Genomic DNA, 24,672 nt, shown 5'->3' with positions numbered 1-24,672 from the left:
CGACCATGGCGATGGACAAGGCACTCGACTGGCTGCTGGACGACCTGACCAAGCGGATCGAGCACATAAGACATGCCTTGGTGCTGTCGAACGACGGTCTGGTGACCGGGGCGAGCACGGGGCTCGCGCGTGAGGACGCGGAGCACCTGGCGGCGGTCTCCTCGGGTCTGCACTCGCTTGCCCGGGGATCCGGGCGCCACTTCCGTGCGGGCCGGGCCCGCCAGACCATGGTCGAGTTCGACGAGGCGCTGCTCTTCGTCACCGCCGCGGGCGACGGCAGTTGTCTGTGCGTGCTCAGCTCCGCCGAGGCTGACGTCGGCCAGGTGGCCTACGAGATGACTCTGATGGTCAATCGCGTCGGCGAGCACCTCGGTGTCTCGGCCAGGCAGTCCGGCGACAGCGCGTTCTGATGATCGGATTGGCCCTGATCTGCTGATCTTTGGCACGGTCGGCCGGATTCGAGGAGTTTTCCACAGCGCGGGCAGGGGGGTCCGCCGCGGAGCTACGGTCGTCACCGAGAGTATTCACACCTCACGGGGAGACCGCCATGACGACGCACGAAGCAGGGCTGCCTGGCCACGAAGCAGCGGTAGCGGACCACGAAGCAACGGTCCGGGACCACGAAGCAGCGGCGGTGCGGGGCGTCGCTCCCGCTCGGGCAGCTCGCGAACTGGAGCTCAGGCGCGGCGAGTTCGATCTCGCCGTCCAATTGGGGCACATCCGCACCACCCGGGACGCGGACGGCGGCCCGCCACGGGTCGGTCAGGCGGAGATCGACCGGCTGCGCGGCGCAAAAGGGTTCCCGGACACGCTGCGGGACCGCGTGCGGGCCGTTGGCACCGTCGAGGGCGCGGCACTGGTGACCATCAGCCCGGCCCGCTTCACCCGACTCGCCAGGACCGGGCACTTCACACCGGTCCGGTTCTATCTCAACCGCTACCGGGCGGTCGTCTGGCTCTATCTCGCCGACGAACTGCGCGGGTTCGCCCGGGACCACGCAGAGCTGCTGACCGGCCGCACCCCGCCCGCGGTTCTGGCCGCGCTCGCGGCCGGCGAGGACAGGCGGGCGCGCAACTGGCGGGGCCGCCGGCTGGGGCTGCTGCTGCGCTCGACCGCGGACCCGTGGGAACGCGCGGCCGCGATCGCGGCCGTGCTCGACCCGGTGACGACGGCCGAAGTGGTTCCCGATCCGTACGAGCGCTCGCATCTGCGGGTCCTGCGCCCCTCGCTCGCCCCGCCCCTGGCCCAGTCCCCGGCGGCGCAGGAGGTCGTGGCCGGGCTGCTGCTGGCCGACCATCCCGACGAGATTCTGTGGCACCGGGTGAGTCTGGCGGACGCGCTGCGCGAGGCACGCCGGCAGGGACCGGCCCCCAGGCCCGAGCCGGCCAGAACTTTGCAGGGCCTTCCGGACCCGGCACATCGCCGGTCCGCCCGTCCAGGGACAGTTCGTTCCAGGCCCGCCCGCACGGAGCCGGCGCCTGCGCGCCCTGCCAGGCCGACGCGCCGCACACCGCTGGAGCTGCTGGCGAGACTGCGCCGTCGAAAGAGCCCCGCCGCCTGCACCTGACCCGGCGATCCGAGCGGCTGGTGACCCGGTGATCCCCGGGCATGAAGCTGTGCTGTGGGCCCGCTTAAGAAAACCTCGATGGACGCGACGCTCCGAGCTGGGCAGATTGGTGCGCGTCCACTGACCGGAGCCGTATTTTCGGTATCCGGTCAGTCCCGCAACCTCCTCTGGAGCCGCACCGATGAAGGCACTTGTCAAGCAGCATGCCGAGCCCGGCCTGTGGCTCATGGATGTGCCCGAGCCCGAGACCGGCCCCGGCGACGTGCTCATCAAGGTGCTGCGCACCGGCATCTGCGGCACCGACCTGCACATCAGGTCCTGGGACGGCTGGGCGCAGCAGGCGGTCAGCACTCCGCGGGTGCTCGGCCACGAGTTCGTCGGCGAGGTTGCCGCCATCGGCGCGGACGTCCGCGACATCGCGGTCGGTGATGTGGTCAGCGGCGAGGGGCACCTGGTGTGCGGCAAGTGCCGCAACTGCCTCGCCGGGCGTCGGCATCTGTGCCGCAGCACCGTCGGACTCGGCGTCGGCCGGGACGGCGCGTTCGCCGAGTACGTCGCACTGCCCGCGTCCAACGTGTGGGTACACCGCACCGAGGTGAATCTCGACGTCGCCGCGATCTTCGACCCGTTCGGCAACGCGGTTCACACCGCCCTGTCCTTCCCCCTTGTCGGCGAGGACGTGCTGATCACCGGCGCCGGCCCGATCGGGATAATGGCCGCCGCCGTCGCCAGGCACGCCGGTGCACGCAATGTCGTGATCACGGACGTCAGCGAGTCGCGCCTGGAGCTCGCCCGCAAGGTGGGCGCCACCCTCGCGGTGAACGTCGCCGAGACCGGCATTGCCGAGGCCCAGCGCAAGCTCGGCCTCAAGGAGGGCTTCGACATCGGTCTCGAGATGTCCGGCCGCCCCGAGGCCGTGCGCGACATGGTGGACAACATGACGCACGGCGGCCGCATCGCCATGCTGGGACTGCCCGCCGAGGAGTTCGCGGTCGACTGGTCGAAGATCGTGACGTCCATGATCACTATCAAGGGCATCTACGGCCGCGAGATGTTCGAGACCTGGTACGCGATGACGGTGCTGCTCGAGGGCGGCCTCGACCTCAGCCCCGTGATCACCGGCAGCTACGGCTACCAGGACTTCGACGCCGCCTTCGACGAGGCCGCCACGGCCCGCAGCGGCAAGATCATCCTCGACTGGACCGTCTGAGCCACCTGTCCCTGAGTCCCAGCACCTAGGAGAACCCTCATGTACGCGTCCGTCCGCGACGAACTCCGTGCCACGCTCGACGAGATCCGTGACGCCGGCCTCTACAAGCCCGAGCGCGTCATCGGTACCCCGCAGAGCGCCTCCGTCGCCGTCACCGCGGGCGGAGCTCCCGGCGATGTGCTCAACTTCTGCGCCAACAACTATCTCGGCCTCGCCGACCACCCCGAGGTCGTCGCCGCGGCCAAGGACGCGCTGGACCGCTGGGGCTACGGCATGGCCTCCGTCCGCTTCATCTGCGGCACCCAGGACGTCCACAAGGAGCTCGAGCGGCGGCTGTCGGCGTTCCTCGGCCAGGAGGACACGATCCTGTACTCCTCCTGCTTCGACGCCAACGGCGGAGTCTTCGAGACCATCCTCGGCCCCGAGGACGCCGTCATCTCCGACGCGCTCAACCACGCCAGCATCATCGACGGCATCCGTCTGTCCAAGGCCCGCCGCCACCGCTACGCCAACCGCGACCTCGCAGACCTCGAGCAGCAGCTCAAGGAGACCCAGGACGCCCGCCGCCGCCTGATCGTCACCGACGGTGTGTTCTCCATGGACGGGTACATCGCCCCGCTGCGCGAGATCTGCGACCTCGCCGACCGCTACGACGCCATGGTCATGGTCGACGACTCGCACGCCGTCGGATTCGTCGGCCCCGGCGGCCGTGGCACCCCCGAGCTGCACGGCGTGATGGACCGGGTCGACATCATCACCGGCACCCTGGGCAAGGCGCTCGGCGGCGCGTCCGGCGGATATGTCGCGGCCCGCGCCGAGATCGTGGAGCTGCTGCGCCAGCGTTCCCGCCCGTACCTCTTCTCCAACTCGCTTGCCCCCGTCATCGCCGCCGCCTCCCTCAAGGTCCTGGACCTGCTGGAGTCGGCCGGTGATCTGCGGGACAAGCTCGCCGCCAACACGGCGCTGTTCCGCACCAGGATGACCGAGGCCGGGTTCGCTGTCCTGCCCGGCGACCACGCCATCGCGCCCGTCATGATCGGTGACGCCGCCGAGGCGGGCCGCATGGCCGAGCTGCTCCTCGAGCGTGGTGTCTACGTGATCGGCTTCTCGTACCCGGTGGTCCCGATGGGCCAGGCCCGCATCCGTGTCCAGCTCTCCGCCGCGCACTCCACGGCGGACGTGGAGCGGGCGGTGGCCGCATTCATCGACGCACGCGCGACAATGGCCGGGTGATCGACCCCCGCCGGCTGCGTATCCTGCGGGCCGTGGCGGACCACCGTACGGTGACCGCCGCGGCCTCCGCGCTCTACCTCACCCCGTCCGCCGTCTCCCAGCAGCTCACCGCACTCGAGCAGGAGACCGGGCACGCCCTGCTGATCCGCAGCGGCAAAGGGGTGCGGCTGACGGCGGCGGGCGAGATCCTGCTGACCCACACACATACGGTCCTGGCCCAGCTGGAGCGGGCCGAGGCGGAACTCGCCGCCTACGCGGGCGGTGCGACAGGCGAGGTGACGGTCGCGGCTTTCGCGACCGGTATCGCCGAAGTCGTCGCGCCGGCCGTGGTCAGGCTCGCCGCCGACCGGCCGGGCATTCGCGTGCGGGTGCGGGACGCCGAGGGCGACGAGAGCCTGCCGCTGGTGCTCGACGGCGAGGCGGACCTCGCGGTCGCCGTGGAGTACCGGGGCGCACCGGGTGCGGACGACCGCCGTCTGGCCCGGGTGTCGCTGTACGCCGAGCCGTTCGACGCGGTACTGCGCTCCGACCACCCGCTTGCCGGCAGCGAGCGGGTGGAGCTGGCCGCGCTCCACGACAGCGACTGGATCGGCCCCTACCCGGGCAACCCGTGCCACGACATGGTGCTCCTCGCCTGTGAGCTGGCCGGTTTCCAGCCGCGGCTCGTGCACTCCTCCGACGACTTCCGGGCCGTGGTCGCCCTTGCCGGGGCGGGCGCGGGAGTCGCCCTGGTGCCGCGGTCGGCCCTGCGAGGGATGGAGCTGCGGGACACCGTGGTCCGCCCGGTGTCGGGACCGGCCGCCACCCGCAGGGTGTTCGCCGCCGTACGCCGCGGTGCGGAGTCGCACCCGCTGATCCGGCCCGTGCTCGACGCCCTCGCGCTCACCGCCGCCGGGCTGTCCACGGACTGATCCGACCGCCCTACGCGGTCCCGCTCTCCATCGCCCGCTTCAGGTTGTCGAGCGTGGTGCGGATGTTGCGCCGCTGGAATTCTGCGAACGTGTGCCCGCGCGTCGCGATCCGGTCGAAGGCATGGGCCAGGAAGTCGGGCCAGGCACGGCGGTCGTCGGTCCAGGTCTCCGTCACCAGCGTCCCGCCGCCGGGCGCCGCCTCGAAGCGGTACTCCCAAGTCGCGATACGGCCGGGCAGCACCGGGCGCCGCATGCCGATCGCCCGTACCCGGAAGGCGAACCTCTGGTCCGGATCGGCGGCCGTCACGGTGCACCGTGTGGTCCAGCTGAACGGGCCACGCGTGTTGCGGCCGTCGAACACCATCCCGACGTACGCCCGCTCACTCCCGCCCCGCACGGTCGCGCCACGGTTCTCGGGGCTCCACCGGCCCATCAGCGCGGGATCGCTCACCTGCTCATAGATCACCGAGGCGGCCGCGTCGATCACGACGCTGTCCGAGACGCTGAATATCCGTGCCATGGGGTACGACTCCGATCCTGGGGGCCGCCCGACGCTATCGCGCCGCCGTTCGGCCGCAGGGCCGGGGGTGGTGCGGGGTGCGCCCTGGCCGACGGGCCGCGGCGCGACGGCCCGTCGGCCGGCTCCTGGAAGCCCGAAGACGGTCGGTCCAAGGGGCGGTCGTTCAGCATGCTCTAGCGGGGAACCCCGGGTGTTCACGCCCGGGAGGAAGCGCTGCTCTGGACTGCTCTGGCCCGCAGGTTCCCACGGGTCCGCACGGGTGACCTGGGTCCACTCAGTCCGGGCGCCTCTGGTTCTCGATGTACTCCTTGATGATGTTGAGTGGTGCGCCGCCGCAGGAAGCGGCGAAGTACGACGGCGACCAGAAGTGATCGCCCCATAGGTACTTGCGGATGTGGGCGGGGAACTCCTGGGCTGGGTCAAGTTGACCCGGGCACCGACCACTTCTGGTTGGCGGCCCCGGTGCAGGTCCAGATCTGCAGACGGGTTCCGTTGGCAGAGCTGTTGCCGGTGGCGTCGAGGCACTTGTCGGCCTGGGGGTTGACGATGTCACGGGCGGAGTTGGCGACCCAGCGCTGTGCCGCTGTGCCGTTGCAGTCCCAGAGCTGGACGACGGTCCCGTCGGAGGTTCCGCCGGAGGCGACGTCGAGGCACTTCCCGAGCGCCTTGATCGTGCCGTCGCTTCCGACGGTCCACTGCTGTGCCCCGGTGCCGTTGCAGTCGTAGAGCTGTACGGGGGTGCCGTTGGCGGTGCCCGCCCCGGCCACGTCCACGCACTTGCCGCCGATGCCCGTGATCTGCCCGCCGCCGGACGGGCTGTCGCCGGTGCTGACCCGGACGTGGTCGACGACCAGTTGCTGGGGGAAGACCGTGCTGCCGTCCGGATCTCCGGGCCAGTATCCGCCGACGGCGAGGTTGAGGATCAGGAAGAACGGCTTGTTGAACACCCAGGTGCGGCCACCGAGATCGGCCGGTGTGCGGCGCTGGTAGACCGTGCCGTCCACGGACCAGGTCACCGAGTTCGGGGACCAGTCGACGGCGAAGGTGTGGAACGCGTCGGCGAAGACCTGCCCGCCCGGCAGCGTGTACGCGGCGCCGATGCCGCCGGAGCCGGAGTATCCGGGGCCGTGGAGCGTGCCGTGCACGGTGGAGGGCTCGAAGCCGACGTTCTCCATGACGTCGATCTCGCCCGAGGCGGGCCAGCCGACCTGGCCGATGTCGTTGCCCAGCATCCAGAACGCGGGCCACATGCCCTGTCCGCGCGGCACCTTCATCCGCGCTTCGACGTGTCCGTATGTCGTCGTGAACCGGCCCGCGGTGTTGAGCCGGGCGGACGTGTACTCACAACGGCCGTACCAGCACTGATGGTTGTCGGGGTTCTCGCGGCGGGCCGTGATGACCAGATGGCCCTGGCCGTCGAGGGCGGCATTGCGGTTGCCGGCCATGTAGTACTGCCGTTCATGGTTGTTGACGTTGTCGCCCGTCTCGATATGCCACTTGGCGGCGTCGACGGCCGAGCCCGCGGGGCCGTCGAAGTCGTCGGAGAACGTCACGGCGGCTGCCGCCGCCGCAGGCTCGGCGGCGCCGGCGGTCTGTGCAGCGGGCTGGGGGTGCGTCGGAGCGGAGCCGATCGAGGCAAGGGCGAGCACCGAGCCGACGGATACGAGAAGACGCCGTAAGAAGCGTGGGGAGTCCATGACTCTCCCTTCCGGAGCAGTGGGGGAGGAAGGGCGCAGGAGCACTTAGTTCAATACGTGATTTAAGAAGTGAACTATGTGCGTGTCAAGGCCTTGGTATGGACCGCAGCTGCCGTCGATTCCTGACGGTTCACCCTCACGTCCGGCGTCGCCTGCCTTCCGAGCCGGAGCGGGCCCCTTCGAAAGTCGGCGCCTGCAAGTAATGCCGCTTGCAAGTAATGCGCGTCTGCAAGTATTGTTGACGCTTGTAAGGCGCACTAGCAATGGACAAGGAAGGCTGCCTCCCATGCCTCTCGCGCTTCTGGCCCTGGCTGTCGGGGCCTTCGGTATCGGCACCACGGAGTTTGTGATCATGGGTTTGCTTCCCCAGGTCGCGGGAGACTTCGGGGTCTCGATCCCCACGGCCGGACTCCTGGTCACCGGCTACGCCCTCGGCGTCGTGCTCGGCGCCCCGTTGATGACCGCGCTGGGAACCCGGGTCACGCGCAAGCGGATGCTGATGGTCCTGATGGGCCTGTTCGTGATCGGGAACCTGCTGTCCGCGATCGCCCCCACCTTCGGCCTGATGCTCACCGGACGGGTGGTGGCCTCCCTCGCCCACGGCGCGTTCTTCGGTATCGGCTCGGTCGTCGCCGCAGATCTCGTCGCCCCCGGCAAGAAGGCCGGCGCGATCGCCATGATGTTCACCGGCCTGACCGTCGCCAACGTCGTGGGCGTCCCGCTGGGTACGTTCATCGGCCAGAGTGCCGGCTGGCGCGCCACCTTCTTCATCGTCGCCGCGCTCGGCGTACTGGGCCTGGCCGGTGTGGCCAAGCTGGTCCCGGACATGCCCAAGCCCGAGGGCGTGCGGCTGCGCCATGAGCTGGCCGCGTTCCGCAACGCCCAGGTTTTGCTCGCGATGGCGATGACCGTGCTCGGCTTCGGCGGAGTGTTCGCCGCGATCACCTACATCACCCCGATGATGACCGAGGTCGCGGGCTTCGCGGACTCCTCAGTGACCTGGCTGCTGGTGCTGTTCGGCCTCGGCATGGTCGGCGGCAACCTGGTAGGCGGCAGGTTCGCCGACAAGCACCTCATGCCCCTGCTCTACGTGACCCTGTCGGCGCTGTCGGTGGTTCTGGGCCTGTTCACCGTCACCGCGCACCACAAGCTCCTTGCAGCCGTCTCGATCACGCTCATCGGCGCGCTCGGGTTCGCGACCGTGCCCCCGCTGCAAAAGCGCGTCCTCGACCACGCCCACGGCGCTCCCACCCTTGCCTCCGCGGTCAACATCGGAGCCTTCAACCTCGGCAACGCTCTCAGCGCCTGGCTGGGAGGGATCGTGATCGCCGCAGGACTCGGCCTGACCGCCCCCAACTGGGTCGGTGCCGTCCTCGCCGCCGGCGCCCTCGTCCTGGCAGTCCTCTCCGCCGCCGTCGAGCGCCGCGGCCACCGCACGACCGCCGTCCTCGCCGCCACTCCGGCCGCCCCCGCCCCGGCCCGGGTGCCGGCCGCCCGCTGACCGCCCCACCCCACCGGGCACGGACGCGCGTGAGGGGGCCGCACCCGCCAGGTGACCGGGCAGCACAAGCCGCCGCCCGGTCACCTGCGCGGCGGCGTCTCAGACCACCGCGCCCGAACGGTCCGCGGCCCGGGCCCGTGCCACGCGGGCGGCAGCCGGGTCCTCCGGGTAGCGCGACTGAAGAATCACGGTCAGTGGCATCGCGGTGAATACCGTGGATGCCATTCCCACCACGACACCCGCCAGCAGCGCGACCGAGAAGTCGGTGAGCGAGTCCCCGCCGAGCACCGCGAGCGCAACCAGCACGAACAGCGCCCCCATACCGGTGTTGACCGTACGCGGCAGGGTCTGCGCGACCGCCCGGTCGGCGAGGCCGGCCAGAGCGACCGGCCCCTGTACGCGCCTCAGTTCGCGCAGCCGGTCCAGTACCACCACGGTGTCGTTGACGGAGTAGCCGACGACGGTGAGCAGCGCGGCCAGGAACACACTGTCCACCGGCTTCCCCAGCCAGGCGAACAGGCCCACCACCAGAGCGACGTCCTGAACCATTGCCACGACCGCGGCGCATGCGAACGTCCAGCGGAACCGCACCGTGAGATACAGCAGTTGCGCCGCTACGGCCACACCCAGCGCGATCAGCGCATGCGCGCGCAGTTCGCTGCCCAGGCTCGGCCCGACGAGCTCGTCCTGCTCGACGGTGACCTTCCCCACCGACTCCTCGAGCGCGCCCTGGATGCGCACCTGTTCGTCGTTGCTCAGCTCCCCGGTGCGTACGGTGATCGCTCCTGCGCCGGTGGTCTGCACGACAGCGTGCGGGAAACCGGCGTCGGCGACGGCCTCGCGCGCCGTGTCCGCGTCCGCCGGCTCCTCGGCCGCGTACTGCACCACCCGCCCGCCCGTGAACTCGACGCCGAACTCCACGCCCCGGACTCCGATTCCGGCGATGGCGAGTACCACCAGCCCCGCGCAGATCCCGAGCCACCGGCGCCGGTGCCGCATCAACCGCGGTGGGCGCCGGGTGAGCCGGGCCCGCAGCCGGCCGGTCGTGGCGAGCCCCGTCAGCGCGGGGCGCCGTCGCACGGCGGGACGGCGCACCGCCCACTCGGCGAGCAGCCTGGTGATCACCATGGCGGAGACCATCGACGCCAGCACACCGATGGCGAGCGTCACCCCGAAGCCCTTGACCGGCCCGGTGGCGAAGACGAACAGCAGGCCCGCCGCCAGCAGCGTCGTCACATTCGAGTCGGCGACCGCACTCCAGGCCTTGGTGAAGCCGGCCAGCAGCGGCCGGCGCAGGTCCGCCGAACGACGCGCGGAGCGCGCGTACTCCTCCCGTGCCCGCTCGAACACCAGCACATTCGCGTCGACGGCGATACCGATGGCGAGGACGAACCCGGCCAGCCCCGGGAGGGTGAGCGTCGCACCGAGAGCGACGACGCCGGCGTAGGAGATCAGCCCGTACAGCGCGAGCGCCACGGTGGCGAGCAGGCCCATCAGGCGGTAGACGGCGATGACGAAGACGCCGGTGCAGACCAGCCCGGTCACCGCGGCCAGAGCACTCGCCCGGATCGCCTCGGCGCCGAGCGTCGGCCCCACCGTGCTCTGCTCGACAGCGGTCACCGGCACGGGCAGCGCCCCGCCCTTGACCAGCGCGGCGAGATCGCGTGCGGCCGCCGCGTCGAATCCACCGGTGATCTGGGCCGAACCGCCCGTGATGCCCGTCTCGCAGGGCACGCTGCTCTGCATGCCGGGCGCCGACAGCGTCCGGTCGTCCAGCACGATCGCCACCCGGCGCCCGGGGTCGCCGGGCGCGGCACAGGCGGCCGCGCCCGTGACACGGGCCCACGCCTTGCCCGCGTCACCGCGGAAGGCGAGGTCGACGCCCCAGCCGCCTCCCGTCCGGGTGTCCAGCACCGCCGCCGCGTCCTTGACCCCGTCGCCGGTCAGCGCGGGCGGACCGAGCCGCAGGAAGCCCCCGGACGTATCCGGGTCGGGCAGCACCCGCGATCCGTCGGCCGCGGGAGGGCCCGCCGGCCCCTGCGACGCGCCGAGCACGGGGTGGAAGGTCAGCTGAGCGGTACGGCCGATCACCGCGGCGGCCTTGCGCGGGTCCTGAACACCAGGCAGTTCGACGACGATGCGGCGCTCGCCGGAGCGGGAGAGGGACGGTTCTGTGACCCCGAGCCCGTCGATGCGCCGGCGCAGCACCTCGAGGGCGCGGTCGGTGGCGTCGGCGTCGGCGCGGACGGTGAGGGAGTCCCGGGTCTCGAGGACGATCCGGGTGCCGCCGCGGAGATCGAGTCCGAGGCGGGCGGGAGTGGTCAGGGCGACATACAGGGACACGGCAACGACGGCGAGCGCGATCAGCGCACGCCAGACCGTGGCGGAACGGGACATCAAGGCTCCACGGGCAGCACACAGACGCCCGGCGTCTGCGGACGATGGACATGAGGGAGAGCAACGCCAGGGCCTGGTCACCGTGCGGGTGCGGGCATGCCGCGACACGGGACGGCGGGCGTCACACGACGTCAGCCGTGCCGGGTGGAGGGTGGAGCGCGGGTGTCCCGGGGGTCGTACGGATCATGTGGTGGCGCCCGCTCCTGCCGCGGCTGCACCGTGCCGTCGCTGTGCAGGCCGCGCGGCGGGCCGGCGGCTGCCGGGCCGGGCAGTACCGGGGGCGGGCCGGGCGGGCGGACCGTGGCGTCGGCGGCCACGAGCTGCCGGAGGGCAGCCGCATGTGGTGCCTCCGACCGCGGCTGCGTGACCGGCCTCGTGTGCTCGGGCCGTACGGCGACGGCCTGTGCGGCGCCGGCGTGCGTGACCACCGAGGCGGCCGGGGCGGACCGGGCGACGGCCCCATCGGCCGTACCTGTCAGCGTCAGGAGGACGGACCAGACCCCGAAGAGGACGGACGGCAGGACGGCCGTGACGTAACGCCGTGCTCGTCCGCTCATCCCGCCCCCTCCACCGCTTGTTGAACACCGCCCGGGTGCCTGGCCGTGCCCAGCGTAGGTGAGGTGTCCGGAAATGGGGCGGGCGGCCATGACAACTGCCCTGTCCAAGGTATGGAACACCTGATGGACGGGTACGTCGACCCACGCCCTCGGTGGCTTACGATCTCGGCGGGTGGCCGTGATCCGGGCCGCCCGCCCTCCCCCCACGACCATGGAGGTCACCGTGTTCCGGACGGCCAGCGGTCACCGCTCCCCGCGCCTCAGCGTCCGATTCCGCGCCACCGCCGGCGCCCTGGCGGCCGGTATGTTCCTCGCAGTCGGCTGTTCCTCCGGCGAAGAAGGACCGGGCGAAGCGGCGGGCGGTGTTCCCGTGGTCGAAAAGGGCAGACTGACCGTCTGCACGCATCTGCCCTATCCGCCCTTCCAGTTCGAGCAGGGCGGCAAGGTCGTCGGTTTCGACGTCGCCCTGATCGACCTGGTGGCGAAGGACCTCGGCGTCGAGCAGAAGGTCCTCGACACCCCCTTCGAGAACTTCAAGACGGGTGCGTTCCTCAACTCCGGCAAATGCGATCTGGCCGCGGCGGGCATGACCATCACCGACGAACGCAAGAAGAACGTCGACTTCTCCGTTCCCTACTTCGACGCCACCCAGGCGCTGCTCGCCACCAAGAAGAGCGGTGTGAAGTCGCTGGCGGACGTCAAGTCCATGAACAAGAAGCTCGGCGCCCAGGCCGGGACCACGGGGGAGAGCTATGCCACGTCGCAGGGCTTCGACCCGGTGGCGTTCGAGAGCTCCGACGCCGTACTGAACGGCCTGCGCACCGGCCAGGTCGATGCCGTCATCATCGACTACCCGGTGGTCCAGGGCTGGCTCAAGGACAAGGCCAACGCGGCCGAGTTCGCCCTCGGCGAGAACATCGAGACCGGCGAGCAGTACGGCTTCTCGGTGAAGAAGGGCAACGACAAGCTGCGCGCCGCGATCGACAAGGCGATCGAGGACGCGAAGGCCGACGGTACGTACAACAAGCTGTACGAGCAGTGGATCGGCCCACTGCCCCAGGGCCAGTCGTGACCTCACGCCTCACCCGGCGCCAGCGGCGCCGGGTTTCCCAGGGCATCCAGTACGCGGTCTTTGCGGCGGCCCTGGCCCTGATCGGCTTCCAGGCCGACTGGGGCCGCCTGCAGAACCAGTTCGCGCAGAAGGACATCGCCGAAGAGCTCTTCCCGGCCATCATCACCATCGCGCTGCGCAACACCGTCGTCTACACCCTGTCCGGGTTCCTGTTCGGTCTGCTGCTCGGGTTGGTCATCGCGCTGATGCGGCTGTCGTCCGTGGCCCCCTACCGGTGGGTCGCGAGCGTGTACATCGAGATCTTCCGGGGCCTTCCGGCCCTGCTGATCTTCATCTTCGTCGGCGTCGCGGTGCCGCTGGCCTTCCCGGGTACGCAGATCCCCGGAGGCGTCTACGGGCAAGTGGCGCTCGGCCTCGGTCTGGTCGCCGCCGCCTATATGGCCGAGACCATCCGGGCAGGCATCCAGGCGGTGCCCAAGGGACAGATGGAGGCAGCCCGTTCACTGGGCTTCTCGCACGCCAGGGCCATGGTCTCGGTGATCATCCCTCAGGCGTTCCGGATCGTCATCCCGCCACTCACCAATGAACTGGTCCTGCTGTTCAAGGACTCCTCACTGGTGCTGTTCCTCGGTGTCACCCTGAACGAGCGGGAGCTGACCAAGTTCGGCCGGGACCTCGCGAGCCAGACCGCCAACTCCACCCCGATCCTGGTCGCCGGCCTGTGCTACCTGCTGGTGACCGTGCCGCTGAGCTTTGTGGTGCGCCGCCTCGAGGCCCGCGCCGAAAAGGCCAAGTGAGGACGAGATGCCACAGAAGCAAGCGCCGGTGCCCGAGCCCGTGAGTGCTGCGGGCCGCGCCGAGATCGAGATCCGGGGTCTGCACAAGTCCTTCGGGGACAACGAGGTTCTGCGCGGCATCGACCTGGACATCGCCCGGGGCGAGGTGGTGTGCGTCATCGGCCCCTCGGGGTCGGGCAAGTCGACGCTGCTGCGCTGTGTGAACCTGCTGGAGGAGCCGACCGCCGGTCAGGTCTTCGTGGGCGGCACCGAGGTCACCGACTTGGATGTGGACATCGACGCCGTGCGTCGCCGGATCGGCATGGTCTTCCAGCAGTTCAATCTGTTTCCGCATGTGAGCGTGACCGAGAACCTCACCTTGCCCCAACGCCGCGTGCTGCGCCGCGACAAGGCGAAGGCTGCCGAGGTCGCCCGGCAGAACCTCGAGCGCGTCGGCCTCGCCGACAAGGCGGACGCCTACCCTGCCCAGTTGTCCGGCGGGCAGCAACAGCGGGTCGCCATCGCCCGGGCGCTGGTCATGGACCCGGAGGTGATGCTCTTCGACGAGCCGACCTCCGCGCTCGACCCCGAACTGGTGGGCGACGTCCTGGCCGTGATGCGGCTGCTGGCCGCGGAGGGCATGACCATGATGGTCGTGACGCACGAGATGAGCTTCGCCCGGGAGGTCGCCGACCGCGTGGTGTTCATGGACGGTGGTGTGATCGTCGAGCAGGGGCCGGCCGAGCAGGTCGTGGGCGATCCGCAGCACGAGCGGACCCGTAACTTCCTGATGCGTCTGCTGGACCCGGCCGCGGCGGAGCAGCCCGGTCCGGGCGACGGACCGCCGTCGCAGGGTGGGAGCAAGGGCGTCTGAACGCTTCCTCGGTGCCGGTGCCGGTGCCCGGCCGGGCGGGGGCGTGGCCCGGCCGGGCAGGCGCGGGTCAGCTCTCCGGGCACTCCTTCCAGGCCAGGTGGTAGACGGTGCTGATGGCGCCGTCGGTGGAGTCCATGGTCATGTAGCTGGTCGCGCCGGGCGCCGAGGTGCCCTTGTTGACGCGCAGTTCGGTGTTGATGTTGAAGTTCCGCTGCACGCCGCAGGGTGCCCAGACCAGCTGCGCCCAGTCGGTCTCGTCCGTCGCCTGCCAGTTGTCGTCGTACGGGCCGCCGAAGTTGTGGGTGCGGAAGGCGGTCTGCGGTGAGCCCTGGAAGTAGTACGAGGCCTTCTCGGTGCTGCTCGCGCCGGGCGCGAGCAAGGCGTACCCGCGGTAGTCGGCGCTGGCGATCGCGTAGGTGAAGCCCTGCGGGACATGCACGATCAGGTTGAGCTGGCAGTTCTTGCGTGCCGCGGTGGGCGGGGCGCCGCCTCCGACCTGTGCCAGGTACTGGCTGTAGGTCACGGTGAAGGCGGTGTTGTCCTGGGAGACGGCGACGGCGGCCGTGTCCTTCGGGCACCCGGATCCGTTGACCGTCGCGATGTCGATCACGATCCTGTCCGGCGGCGGGTCGACGATCGAGGAAGGGCTGTGCTGTGCGGGGAGAGCCGTGGTGAGCAGCGCGGCTATCGCGCCGGTCACCAGCAGTCCACCGGTCATGGTTCTCCAATCCATGCTTCAGTGCCGGGCGGCGCGGCGGATGGTCCGACGTGCCGCGCGGTGGGGGGTGCGGTCGGCCGCGGATGCGGCAGGCCGTCACGGACGTGTGCGCTGGACGGAACGTTGAATCGTCATGCACATGACACATCGAGCATGCGACACCCGATCTGTGAAGACCCGGTGTCGGAATGGTAGAAACCCTTGACGGAGTGGACTAGAGCGATGTCCGGCCATTCGCGGCGCCGTGTGACGGGGTGCGCTGACCGGTTTCAGACCAGCAGTCGCAGCGCCGTGTCGCAGACGCCGAAGCGCACCGACTGTCCCCAGGTCAGCTCAAGGGCGTCCGCCTCCATTCCGTCGCCGAACACGACCAGCCGGTCGGACTCGACGGTGATCCGCAACCGCTGCCCGCGTGCGAGAGTCCCCGCCACCTGAGTGGTCCCGGTCGCGGGGGAGGGCCAGGCCTCGCGGACGAACCAGACCAGCCGCGGGTCTGCCGGCCCGGGCAGGGCGAGGGTGCTGCCCCGCTCCTGCCACAACGACCGCAGCCAGCCTGTGGCGCCGGTGCCCGTGCCGACCAGGACCCCGGACGAGGCCTGCGGTTCGGCCTCGGCGCCCTCGCTGTCCGGGCCGAGCCGGTAGCGCGCGCTCTGGTGCCCCGACCGGCCGAGATAGATCTCGTTCAGCGCCAGCAGCCGCTGTGTGTCGTCCGAGACGGCCTCGACCATGGTGAGCTCGTCCGTGCCGGAGCCGGGGAGGACCGCCGCACGCAGCAGCCGGCCCGCGTCCTCGGCACGGTGGCGCACCAGCACTCCCGGATTGCGGCCGGGATCGGTGTCGATGCCGATCACCGGCTGCCCCGTCAGATACTTCGCCGTATTGGCGACGAGCCCGTCCTGGCCCACCACGGTGACCACATCCTCGGGTGCGAAGAGAAAGCGGTCGAGATCCGCGCGCTCCACCCGGGTCTGACGCCAGGTCAACGGAACCGCAGCGGCCACGTCCGCCAGTGCCCGGCGTGTGCGCCGGTGCCGCTGTGCCACCTCGTCGATACCGCGCCCGCGCGACGCGAGGAAGAACTCGGCCTGGCCGTGGGTGCCATGGCGGGCGAGCAGGTCCTCGTACTCGGTGGTGCGGTGCACGAGCACCGCACGCGGGGCGAGGCTCATGGCCGCGCCGCCGTGCCGCCGGTCGGCCCGCCCGAGCCACCGAGCCTGGCGAGCAGGCCGGTGAGGACATCGGGGGAGAGGGTGACGCTGTCGATCCGGGGCAGGTTCTCCGCCAGCCGGGTGACGGCCAGGGCGTGCAAGGTCGTGGCGTCCACATCTGCGTGCACCCGCAGCCAGGCTGCCTGGGCTCCGGCCCGCGCCTCGCCGACCTCCCGTGCCGCCTCGGCCTCCGCCCGGGCGAGCCGTACCGTGCGGCTCGCCTCGGCCTCGGCCCGCACGGCATCCGCCGCCGCGCTCTCCTCGGCCTGGCGGCGCGCGTTGGTGCCGTTCTGTTCGACCAACTGCTCCTCGCGCCGGGCCAGTTCGATTTTGCTCGCCAGTTCGTTCTCGGCGATCGCCCGCTCGCGCTCGACGGCCACGGCGCGCCTCTCGTACGTCGCCCGGTCCGCCTCCTGCTGGATCTGCTCACGCGCCGGTGTGCGCAGTGCGCGCTCGACCTCGGGCTCGGGGCGCAGCGCGACGACGCGCACCGCCACCACCTCGATGCCGGTGGCCGGCAGCCGGGGCTCCGCCGTGAGCCCGTCCGTGATGCGCCCCCGTACCTGGGCGACGCCGTCCGCCAGTGCGGCCGACAGCGGGGTGCGGGCCAGTACGTCGAGCGCGTGCTGCTGGGCGGTCTCGGTCAGCAGCGTGGCGATCTGCTCCAGCGGCGCGCCCCGCCAGACCCCGGTGTCGGGGTCGACGGAGAAGTCCAGCCGGGCGGCGGCGGTGGCCGGCTCGCTGATCCGGTAGGTCACGGTCGCCTGCACGCTGATGTCCTGGAAATCGGAGGTGCGGGCATGGAAGGACATCGCCAACTCGCGGTCGTCGACGGGCACTTCGGACAGGGCTGCGGTGAGCGCGCGGAACCAGAAGCTCAGGCCCGGCCCGTCGTGGACAAGGCGCCCGCGTCTGTGATGACGGACATGGGCCGTGGGTGCGGCGCGCAGATGGCGCCAGCCGAAGCGTGCGGTGATGTCGGCCATGACAGGAACCCCCTCTTTTCGTCCCTGTGACGATATAGGCGGGAGTTGCTTATCGTCAATACGACGAAAGGCGGTTCGGATGCCGACGGCCTCATGCCGGAGCCGACCCCCCGTCCCTGCCGCTACGCTGATCGGCGATGTTCACCCCTCAGGGCCCGACCCTTCGCGAACTGGCCGTCCAGGCGCTCTCCTCGACCGAGCACGGCTACGACCTGCTCGCCCCCAAGTTCGACCTGACGCCCTTCCGCACACCCGGCCCGGTACTCGATGCCGTCGCCGAAGCCGTACGGCCGCTCGGGCCCTTCGCTGCCGGACTCGACATCTGCTGCGGCACCGGCGCGGGCATCGGCATGCTGCGGCAGGTGTGCCGGGAACGGGTCGCCGGTGTCGACTTCAGCGCCGGAATGCTCGCGGCCGCCGCCTTGGCCGGGCCGTCGGCCGACGACACCGGGCCGCCCGTGTCCTGGGTACGGGCCGACGCCCGCGCCCTGCCGTTCAGGCCGGTTTTCGACCTGGCCGTGAGCTTCGGCGCATTCGGTCACTTCCTCCCCGCTGAGCGCCCCCTGCTCTTCGCCCAGGCCCACTCGGTGCTCCGCCCCGGCGGCTGCTTCGTGTTCCCGGTCATGGCTCCGCCGCGCCCGGCATCCTGGCTCTACTGGGCGCTGCTCGGCTTCGATCTGACCATGCGCGTGCGCAACGCTCTGTGGCGGCCGCGGTTCGTCATGTACTACCGCACCTTCCCGCTCTCGAAGGTGCTCGCCGACCTGAGACAGGCGGGATTCTCGGTGGAGTTGCTGCCGCTCGAGGGGCTGGGGCGGCTGTCCGACTCCCGCCCGCGCGGTGTGCTGGTGGTGGCCCGGAAGGCGGGAGCGGGAGCGGGAGCGGGAGCCGGGCCGGACCACTCTCGCTGAGGCAGGCGTCCGTCGCGCCTACGCGATGCAGAACTCGTTGCCCTCCGGATCCTGGAGCACCACGGCGAAGTAGTCCATGCCGGGCTCGTCCATGGTGCGCAGGATGCGCGCCCCCGCAGCGGTCAGGCGCTCGACCTCGGCCGTCACCCGCTCGGTGCGCAGCGCCAGGGGAACGCTCCGGCCGCCGCTCACCTTCAGATCGAGGTGCACCCGGTTCTTGACGGTCTTCGGCTCCGGCACGTGCTGGAACCAGACCCGCGGCCCGGCACCCTTGGGGTCCACGATCGACTCAGGGGCCTCACCGACCCCCTCGGTCAGCTCCGCCTGGGGCACACCCATGTCCGCCCAGTACTCCCGCCAGGTGGCGTGGCCACCCGGCGGCGGCTCCGGCACGTAGTGCAGCGCCTGGGTCCAGAAGGCCACGAGTTTCTGCGGGTCGGTGCAGTCGATGGTGATCTGCAGTGTCGTTTCCATGTACGCAGATTGTCAGAGGGGACTGACAACGCGGCCGATCCGCACCCGTGCGGGGCCCCCGGGTCGTCCGGATGCGGATCCGGCGTCGGTCAGGCGACCGCGTGCACGCGCTGCGACGTCAGCCCGTAGCGTGCGCCGACGACTGCCGGCGCCGGTGGCGATCCCGGCGGCGAGATCCGATGGCGCTCGCGGTGCCGACCCGGCGCGGGCGTACCGTGATCGAATGCCCACACCTGTCCTGTACTGCAGTGATCCGCTCAACCCCCGGCGCGTCGACGACCATTTCGCCGCCGAGGCACACGAAGTCCGGGCGGCCGGTGGTGACATCGCGCTGATCGACCATGACGCCCTCCTCCAGGGCGACGCCGGGCGCGCCGTCGCCCGGGTGCCACAGGGCATGGGCGCGGCGTGGTACCGGGGCTGGATGATCCCCGCTGACCGCTACGCCGATCTGAGCACCGCGCTCCTGTCGCGCCGCAGCGGTCTCCTGACCGCACCGGACCGCTACCGGACCGCCCACGAACTACCCGGCTGGTACGAGACGTTCCGCGAGGTCACTCCCGCGAGTGTCTGGCGGCAGACCGATCCGGGACAGACCCCGTCCGCGGCAGAGCTGTCCGCGCTCGCCGCGCAGCTGCCTGCCGGTCCCGCCGTCGTCAAGGACTTCGTCAAGTCCCGTAAGGACGCCTGGGACGAGGCCTGTTACATCCCCGATCCGGGCGACGCGCGGCAACTGCACCGGATCGTCGGGCGGTTCGTCGAGCTCCAGGCGGAATTCCTGGCGGGCGGAATCGTGCTGCGGAGCTTCGAGAGGTTCGTCAGGGACGAGTCCATCGCCCCTGAGCTGCGCGTGTGGTGGCTGGACGGAGATCCGCGGCTGATCACGCCGCATCCAGACAGCCGTATTACGGCAACGACCGCACCGGAGTTGGCGCACGTGGCGCCCACCGTGCGCAGCCTGGGCTGCCGGTTCGTCACCACCGACGTCGCCCTGCGCGAGGACGGGACGTGGCGCGTCATCGAGGTGGGCGACGGGCAGGTCAGCGATCTGCACCCGGCCGGGGACCCGGCCGCTCTGGCCGGACTGCTCGTCGGAGAATGACGCAGGTCCCGTCGTCCGCTGCAAGCGAGCGGACGGCGGGACCTGGATGGCAGGGGTGACAGGAGTCGAACCTGCGGCATTCGGTTTTGGAGACCGACGCTCTGGCCATCTGAGCTACACCCCTTCGGCACCCTCAGCCTCGCACACCCGGTCTCCGCCGTTCCACCGGATTTGCGCGGCGCCGCCGAACGGACCGGATCGTCACTCGGAGGGCGTCGGCTCGGGCGCGACCCCGGAGCGCGACATCGAGGTGTACATCGTCCCGATCCTGGCCGCGCTGCCGTTGCCCACCCCCTCGAGAGCCACCTGCTTCCTGGACTTCGCATCCTCGCCGAACAGCGCCAACGACGTGACAAGCTCCGGCGAGCAGCTGATGTACCACTCCGCCTTCCTGTCGTCCGAGGCGCCCGTGACCCGCGGGACGAACCCGTCCGGCGGCCGGCGCGCAGCTGCGTCCTGGACCGGGAAGGGGCCGCCGACGAAGTCGGTGCTGAGGGACCCGGTCACCACGGCGGCCGTCTCGGGGCTCACGGCCTGGCCTCCGGTCGCGGGCGGCAGTTTCGTGCGCTCGTCGCCGCGCTGCGCCGACTTCACGATCGAAGGGGTCACCTTCTTGCCGCCGTTGGAGAGGGTGGCGTAGACGCCCGCCATCTCCATCGGGCTGACACCCATGAGTCCGAGCGACGTCGACCGCGGCGAGGTGAACCCGCTCGCCTGCGGGTTCATGCCCAACTCCACGGCGGTCTGACGGACTTGGGCGAAATAGTCCGATGCGGTGCCGGCGCCCCGCTCCTCGGGCGGCGCGTCGACCTTCGCGGCCAGGGCCACCGGACCGAAGGTCGGTCCGGCCTGGTAGTCGGAGCGGGTCGCGTTGCTGATGAAGTGCTTGAGGTAGTCCCTGCCGCCGTACAGCGCCAGGATGCGGCCGGACCTCGGGTCCACCGACACCGCCCCGGTCTGCCGGTTGATGTCCGAGTCCGTACCGCCGCCCTCGACTGCGCCGTCACTGGTCGCGACGGCCTGCTCCAGCGCCCGCTGCCGGGCCGGATCGACGGTGAGGGTGATACGCCAGCCACCGCCGGCGAGTTCCTGCTCGCTGATGCCTGATGCCAGCAGCTCCCGCCGCGCGGCCTCGACGAGATATCCGGTGCGTCCGCCGAGGCCCGCGGTCGGCTTGGGCGCAAGCGGCGGCGCGAACCGCATGCCCTGCCGCGCGGACGCGTCCAGCCAGCCCTCCTCGACCATGTTGTCGAGCACATAGCCCCAGCGCTCCACGACCCGCTGCCTGCCCGAGGGGCCGGCCACCGCCCAGTCGTACTGGCTGGGAGCCTGCAGCAGCGCCGCGAGGTACGCACCCTCCTCGACGGTGAGCTGTCCGACCTCCTTGCCGTAGTAGGCGCGGGCCGCCGCCTGTATTCCGTACGACTGGCGCCCGTAGAAACTGGTGTTGAGATAGCCGGCGAGAATGTCGTCCTTGGAGGTCTGCCGGTCGACCTTGAGGGCGATCACCAGCTCCTGCACCTTGCGGCTGACGGTCTGTTCCTGGCTGAGGTAGTAGTTCTTGACGTACTGCTGGGTGATGGTCGAGCCGCCCTGTTTGCCTTTGCCCGTCAGCGTGCTGAGGATCCCTCGTGCGGTGCCGCTCAGGGAGACGCCGGCGTCGCTGTAGAAGTCCTTGTTCTCCGCCGCGACGAAGGCGCGCCGCACATTCTCGGGCACTCGGTCCAGCGGCACGCTCTCCCGGTTGATGTCTCCGGTGCGGGCCAGGCGTGTTCCGTCGCTGTAGAGGAAGACGTTGCTCTGTGCCTTGGCCAGGTCGTTGGCCCGGGGGATGTCGATCATGAAGTACAGGACCGTGAAGCCGCCGACGAGCAGGAGGCACAGGGTGGCCAGGCCGAGGAGGAGCCTGCGCCAGCTGAGGAACCGGCGTATCCCGGTGCGTGTGCGTGTGCGGGCCCGGCCGCGCATGCCGGGGAGCGGTCGCGACGTGCGGCCTCTTCTGCGCGGGCCCGGCCTGCCTGCGCCGTCCCGTTCCGGCGTGTCCGCCCAGCCGAACTCGCTCGCAGTGAGCCGCCCGGTCGGCCTGTCCGGGTTCCGCCTGATACGCATGGGCACCATCCTCGGTGCCGAAGATCTTCGCCAACCGGAAGGACGGCATCGGCCGGCCCTCGGTGATGTATCGGTCGTGTATCGGTCAGCCGTCCCGCTCGTCCTGTCCGCCGGCCTCGCCCACCGCTGCCGGCAGCCGCAGCGTGGCGACCGCTCCGCTGTCCGGGTCGTTGGCGAAGACCAGCGTGGCTCCGATGACCTCGGCCTGGCCACGCGCGATGGTCAGGCCCAGACCATGCCCCGTGCCCCGCTCCCGCGTGCCCGTGCGAAATCGCTGCGGCCCGTCCTGAAGCAGCGACTCGGGGTAGCCCGGGCCCCGGTCGCGTACGGTCACGGTCACACATTCGTCGCCGGTCACGGACACCGTGACCGGAGCACGGCCGTGCCGGTGCGCGTTGACGACCAGATTGGCGACGATGCGCTCCAGGCGCCGCGGGTCGGTCCACACCCTCATGTCTTCGTCCGGCTCGGTCGGACCCTCGACCAGCACCTTCGTGGACAGCCCGGTGCGGCCGACTATCTCCGTCACCAACGGCCCGATCGGGCACGGCGACACATCCGCCTCCTCCCCGCCCGAGTCCAGGCGGGAGATCTCCAGCAGCTCCTCCACGAGCGTGCTGAGCACCCGCACCCGGTCGCGCACATATCCGGCCGCCTCGTCCTCCGGCAGCAGTTCGGCCGCAGTGACCAGCCCCATCAGGGGGGTACGCAGTTCATGCGCCACATCGGCGGTGAAACGCTGCTCGACCCGCAGTCGCCGCTGAAGCGCCGCCGCCATGCTGTCGACCGCCGCGGAGATCTCGGCGATCTCGTCCTGCGGACGGGGCCCGGCCGAGATACGGGCGTCCAGGTCCCCGTCGGCGATGCGACGCGCGGTCCCGGCGGCCGTACGCAGCCTGCGGCTCATCCGGCCCGCGCTGAGCACCCCGAGCGGCAGCACCACCACCGTCGTGAGCACACAGGCCACGACGATGTTGGTGTCGAGCGCACCGAGGTCGCGCATGGTGACGCCCAGATCGATGCGTACGGAGAGCACCTGGTCGCCCGTGGGCCGCGCGGCCCACATGGCGGGCCCCGCCGGTCCGTCGGTGAACTCGGTGCCCTGGCGCCCCCTGTCGACCAGCGTGGCGAGACCGTGCGGCAGCCCGGTCGCGCCGAGTGCGGCACCCGATCCCTGGACCGTGCCGGTGCGGGCGTAGATGACGGCAGCCCGGTCGAGGGTGGTGCGTGCGGCTTCGCGTGCCTGCGACAACTCCCGGTCGCGCGAGGCGTGGTGCACCAGCACACCCACGGCGGTGGCAACGGCGCAGATGGCCACGCCCACCAGGACGGCGATCCTCCAGCGCAGGTCCATGGTCAGCGCCGCAGCTTGTAGCCGAAGCCGCGGACGGTCTCGATCCGCTCGGCGCCTATCTTGGCCCGCAGCCGCTGCACATGGAGGTCGACGACCCGGGTATCGCCGTGCCACGCGTGGTCCCACACCCGGCTCAGCAGCGTGCGCCGCTCCAGTACGACGCCGGGTGACGCGGCGAACTCCAGGAGCATCCGCAGCTCGGTCGGCGTCAGCGCGAGCGTATGTCCGGCGCGCCGCACCTCCATGCCGCGGGTGTCGATGGTCAGGTCGCCGAACGTGGCTGTGGATTCCTCATCGCCCGGTGACCCGTCGCCGGCGGGGACGGCGGTCGGGAAGGAGGCGCGGCGCAGCAGCGAGCGGATGCGTGCGACAAGAATCGCACTCTCACAGGGTTTGACCACATAGTCGTCGGCGCCCGCCTCCAGGCCGGAGACGACGTCCAGCGTGTCGCCGCGGGCCGACATCATCAGGATCGGCACGAGGCTCAACTCGCGGACCCTGCGGCACAGTCCGATACCGTCCAGCTCGGGCAGCATGACATCCAGCAGCAGCAGATCCGGGCCCGTCTCCCGGAACAACTCCAGCCCCGTCAGCCCGTCACCCGCGGTCGACACGGTGAAGCCGTATCGCTCGAGCAGCATCCGCACGGTGTTGCGGATCACCTCGTCGTCCTCGACGAGCAGCACATGGGCCTCGGAGCGAGCCGGTGGGATGTTCGTCATCGGGACGTCCTCGTCGGGGGCACGGCCGCCGGTGGGTTGGTCGTGCTGGGAGGCACAGGAGTCGTACCGCCCCGACCGCCGGGCGGCCGTGGCTCGTCCTGCGGTGAACCCGGGGCCATCACGGTGCCGTTCCAGCGGTAGCGGGTGGTGAAACGTCCGTCGTGACCGGTCGCGGTGATCACCAGGTCATGGCCGAACGTCTCGCCGGTCAGGCCCAGTTGTCCCCAGGTGATCAGCACCGGGCGTACGGTGCGGCCGGAGGCCCGGTAGACCTGCACCAGCGTCAGCGACGCGGAGGGTTCGTCGAAGGCGACCACCAGCTCGTCGCTTCCGTCGCCCGTCAGATCCCGGAGGACGGGGGAGCGCAGCCCGCAGCGCGTGCCGGGACAGTTCGAGAGCGCGGCCCGGACCAGCTGCGGCACATTCGGATCCTTCTCCAGCAACGTCTTGACGGGCATGCCCCGCAGGCCGCTCACGGGGACCTCGATGGGCACGGCAGGGTAGGGCCGGTACGCGGGGAGGGGCTCACCGGTGCCGAGCGGCCGTGGCGGTTCGTACTGCGGCCACAGGGGCGAGGCATGCACGGGAGGCGACAGACTGGGCGCGACGCCGCCGTCCCGCGCCCCGGTCTCCGCCGCGCAGCCGGTCAGCATCCAGGCACCCGCAGCCACGGCCGCCGCAGCCCGGAACGCAGCGGCGCCTGTGCGGGTACGCCGCACAACACGCATGGGACGCGTGCGGCTACGACGCGAGCGGATGTGGTTCGAACGGAG

At 70.8% G+C, this 24,672-nt stretch carries 23 protein-coding genes, 1 tRNA gene and 1 pseudogene; 11 read left to right on the top strand and 14 right to left on the bottom strand.

All coding sequences use genetic code 11. From position 1 onward, the window contains the following. The first annotated feature begins 5 nt into the window (after positions 1-5). The 5 genes from OHS70_RS01270 (at position 6) to OHS70_RS01250 (ending at position 4,921) form a co-directional block, all read left to right on the top strand. On the top strand, positions 6-410 hold the full coding sequence (locus OHS70_RS01270) for a roadblock/LC7 domain-containing protein (RefSeq protein ID WP_328392706.1): 405 nt from the start codon (positions 6-8) through the stop codon (positions 408-410). A gap of 137 nt (positions 411-547) precedes the next feature. After that, a complete protein-coding gene (locus OHS70_RS01265; protein ID WP_328392704.1) occupies positions 548-1,567 on the top strand; it encodes a DUF6397 family protein in 1,020 nt (339 codons plus the stop codon). A gap of 181 nt (positions 1,568-1,748) precedes the next feature. Further along, the gene (tdh, locus tag OHS70_RS01260; protein ID WP_328392702.1) at positions 1,749-2,777 is read left to right on the top strand and encodes an L-threonine 3-dehydrogenase; all 1,029 of its coding nucleotides are present in this window, start codon (positions 1,749-1,751) and stop codon (positions 2,775-2,777) included. Between the two features lie 39 nt (positions 2,778-2,816). Next, a complete protein-coding gene (locus OHS70_RS01255; protein ID WP_328392700.1) occupies positions 2,817-4,010 on the top strand; it encodes a glycine C-acetyltransferase in 1,194 nt (397 codons plus the stop codon). Next, complete coding sequence (locus tag OHS70_RS01250; protein WP_328392698.1) at positions 4,007-4,921, top strand: LysR family transcriptional regulator; 915 nt, start codon at positions 4,007-4,009, stop codon at positions 4,919-4,921. The genes OHS70_RS01255 and OHS70_RS01250 overlap by 4 nt, the downstream gene beginning before the upstream one ends. A gap of 10 nt (positions 4,922-4,931) precedes the next feature. Here the strand turns inward: OHS70_RS01250 and OHS70_RS01245 are convergent, their stop codons facing one another. The 3 genes and pseudogenes from OHS70_RS01245 to OHS70_RS01235 all read right to left on the bottom strand — a co-directional run bounded on the left by OHS70_RS01245 (position 4,932) and on the right by OHS70_RS01235 (position 7,138). Beyond that, a complete protein-coding gene (locus OHS70_RS01245; RefSeq protein WP_328392694.1) occupies positions 4,932-5,441 on the bottom strand; it encodes an SRPBCC family protein in 510 nt (169 codons plus the stop codon). Positions 5,442-5,715: 274 nt separating this feature from the next. Next, positions 5,716-5,841 (bottom strand): annotated as a pseudogene (locus OHS70_RS01240) (transposase); the annotation flags it as partial. A gap of 19 nt (positions 5,842-5,860) precedes the next feature. After that, entirely contained in the window at positions 5,861-7,138 is a 1,278-nt protein-coding gene (locus tag OHS70_RS01235) for a ricin-type beta-trefoil lectin domain protein (RefSeq protein ID WP_328392692.1), read from the bottom strand. 286 nt (positions 7,139-7,424) lie between these two features. Here OHS70_RS01235 and OHS70_RS01230 point away from each other — a divergent pair, with 286 nt between their 5' ends. Further along, positions 7,425-8,639 (top strand): MFS transporter, encoded by a 1,215-nt coding sequence (locus tag OHS70_RS01230; RefSeq protein WP_328392690.1) that lies wholly within the window; start codon positions 7,425-7,427, stop codon positions 8,637-8,639. A 99-nt stretch (positions 8,640-8,738) separates the two neighbouring features. On the opposite strand, the gene secD is transcribed toward OHS70_RS01230, so the two are convergent. Together secD and OHS70_RS01220 are read right to left on the bottom strand one after the other, a co-directional pair. Continuing rightward, on the bottom strand, positions 8,739-11,036 hold the full coding sequence (gene secD, locus OHS70_RS01225) for a protein translocase subunit SecD (RefSeq protein WP_328392688.1): 2,298 nt from the start codon (positions 11,034-11,036) through the stop codon (positions 8,739-8,741). Between the two features lie 131 nt (positions 11,037-11,167). Beyond that, positions 11,168-11,593 carry a hypothetical protein gene (locus OHS70_RS01220; protein ID WP_328392686.1) on the bottom strand — a complete coding sequence of 142 codons (426 nt, stop codon included), beginning with the start codon at positions 11,591-11,593 and terminating at the stop codon, positions 11,168-11,170. 304 nt (positions 11,594-11,897) lie between these two features. Between OHS70_RS01220 and OHS70_RS01215 the strand changes: the two genes are divergently transcribed. From OHS70_RS01215 to OHS70_RS01205, 3 genes are read left to right on the top strand one after another with little or no spacing between them, the layout of a single operon-like run. Then, positions 11,898-12,665: an ABC transporter substrate-binding protein gene (locus tag OHS70_RS01215; RefSeq protein WP_328405345.1), complete on the top strand. Its 768-nt coding sequence runs from the start codon at positions 11,898-11,900 to the stop codon at positions 12,663-12,665. Beyond that, a complete protein-coding gene (locus OHS70_RS01210) occupies positions 12,662-13,462 on the top strand; it encodes an amino acid ABC transporter permease (RefSeq protein WP_328392684.1) in 801 nt (266 codons plus the stop codon). Before OHS70_RS01215 ends, OHS70_RS01210 begins: the two co-directional genes overlap by 4 nt. A gap of 7 nt (positions 13,463-13,469) precedes the next feature. Further along, positions 13,470-14,315 (top strand): amino acid ABC transporter ATP-binding protein, encoded by an 846-nt coding sequence (locus OHS70_RS01205; RefSeq protein ID WP_328392682.1) that lies wholly within the window; start codon positions 13,470-13,472, stop codon positions 14,313-14,315. Between the two features lie 67 nt (positions 14,316-14,382). Here the strand turns inward: OHS70_RS01205 and OHS70_RS01200 are convergent, their stop codons facing one another. The 3 genes from OHS70_RS01200 to OHS70_RS01190 all read right to left on the bottom strand — a co-directional run bounded on the left by OHS70_RS01200 (position 14,383) and on the right by OHS70_RS01190 (position 17,227). Further along, positions 14,383-15,033: a DUF4360 domain-containing protein gene (locus OHS70_RS01200; RefSeq protein WP_328392681.1), complete on the bottom strand. Its 651-nt coding sequence runs from the start codon at positions 15,031-15,033 to the stop codon at positions 14,383-14,385. Between the two features lie 269 nt (positions 15,034-15,302). Continuing rightward, complete coding sequence (locus OHS70_RS01195; protein WP_328392679.1) at positions 15,303-16,202, bottom strand: hypothetical protein; 900 nt, start codon at positions 16,200-16,202, stop codon at positions 15,303-15,305. Beyond that, complete coding sequence (locus OHS70_RS01190; RefSeq protein WP_328392676.1) at positions 16,199-17,227, bottom strand: SPFH domain-containing protein; 1,029 nt, start codon at positions 17,225-17,227, stop codon at positions 16,199-16,201. Before OHS70_RS01190 ends, OHS70_RS01195 begins: the two co-directional genes overlap by 4 nt. 137 nt (positions 17,228-17,364) lie before the next feature. On the opposite strand from OHS70_RS01190, the gene OHS70_RS01185 reads away from it, so the two are divergent. Further along, a complete protein-coding gene (locus OHS70_RS01185; protein ID WP_328392674.1) occupies positions 17,365-18,138 on the top strand; it encodes a class I SAM-dependent methyltransferase in 774 nt (257 codons plus the stop codon). 18 nt (positions 18,139-18,156) lie between these two features. Here OHS70_RS01185 and OHS70_RS01180 read toward each other — a convergent pair whose 3' ends face one another. Continuing rightward, complete coding sequence (locus OHS70_RS01180; RefSeq protein ID WP_328392672.1) at positions 18,157-18,612, bottom strand: VOC family protein; 456 nt, start codon at positions 18,610-18,612, stop codon at positions 18,157-18,159. 223 nt (positions 18,613-18,835) lie between these two features. Between OHS70_RS01180 and OHS70_RS01175 the strand changes: the two genes are divergently transcribed. Next, positions 18,836-19,714, top strand: a complete 879-nt coding sequence (locus OHS70_RS01175) for an ATP-grasp domain-containing protein (RefSeq protein ID WP_328392670.1) — start codon at positions 18,836-18,838, stop codon at positions 19,712-19,714. Positions 19,715-19,761: 47 nt separating this feature from the next. Here the strand turns inward: OHS70_RS01175 and OHS70_RS01170 are convergent. From OHS70_RS01170 to OHS70_RS01150, 5 genes are all read right to left on the bottom strand, one after another. Continuing rightward, positions 19,762-19,838 (bottom strand) — tRNA-Trp (locus OHS70_RS01170). Positions 19,839-19,915: 77 nt separating this feature from the next. Beyond that, positions 19,916-21,823, bottom strand: coding sequence for a transglycosylase domain-containing protein (locus OHS70_RS01165; RefSeq protein ID WP_328392669.1), 1,908 nt, complete (start codon positions 21,821-21,823; stop codon positions 19,916-19,918). Between the two features lie 85 nt (positions 21,824-21,908). Further along, positions 21,909-23,177, bottom strand: coding sequence for a HAMP domain-containing sensor histidine kinase (locus OHS70_RS01160; RefSeq protein ID WP_328392667.1), 1,269 nt, complete (start codon positions 23,175-23,177; stop codon positions 21,909-21,911). A gap of 2 nt (positions 23,178-23,179) precedes the next feature. Next, positions 23,180-23,899, bottom strand: a complete 720-nt coding sequence (gene cseB / locus OHS70_RS01155) for a two-component system response regulator CseB (RefSeq protein WP_328392665.1) — start codon at positions 23,897-23,899, stop codon at positions 23,180-23,182. Beyond that, positions 23,896-24,627 carry a hypothetical protein gene (locus OHS70_RS01150; RefSeq protein ID WP_443062546.1) on the bottom strand — a complete coding sequence of 244 codons (732 nt, stop codon included), beginning with the start codon at positions 24,625-24,627 and terminating at the stop codon, positions 23,896-23,898. The genes cseB and OHS70_RS01150 overlap by 4 nt, the downstream gene beginning before the upstream one ends. Positions 24,628-24,672 lie beyond the last annotated feature (45 nt).

Origin of the sequence: Streptomyces sp. NBC_00390, from assembly GCF_036057275.1 — a bacterium.
In the GTDB taxonomy this organism is placed as follows: domain Bacteria; phylum Actinomycetota; class Actinomycetes; order Streptomycetales; family Streptomycetaceae; genus Streptomyces.
Note: the sequence above shows the minus strand (reverse complement) of the source record. Positions and strands in the feature narration are given on the sequence as shown.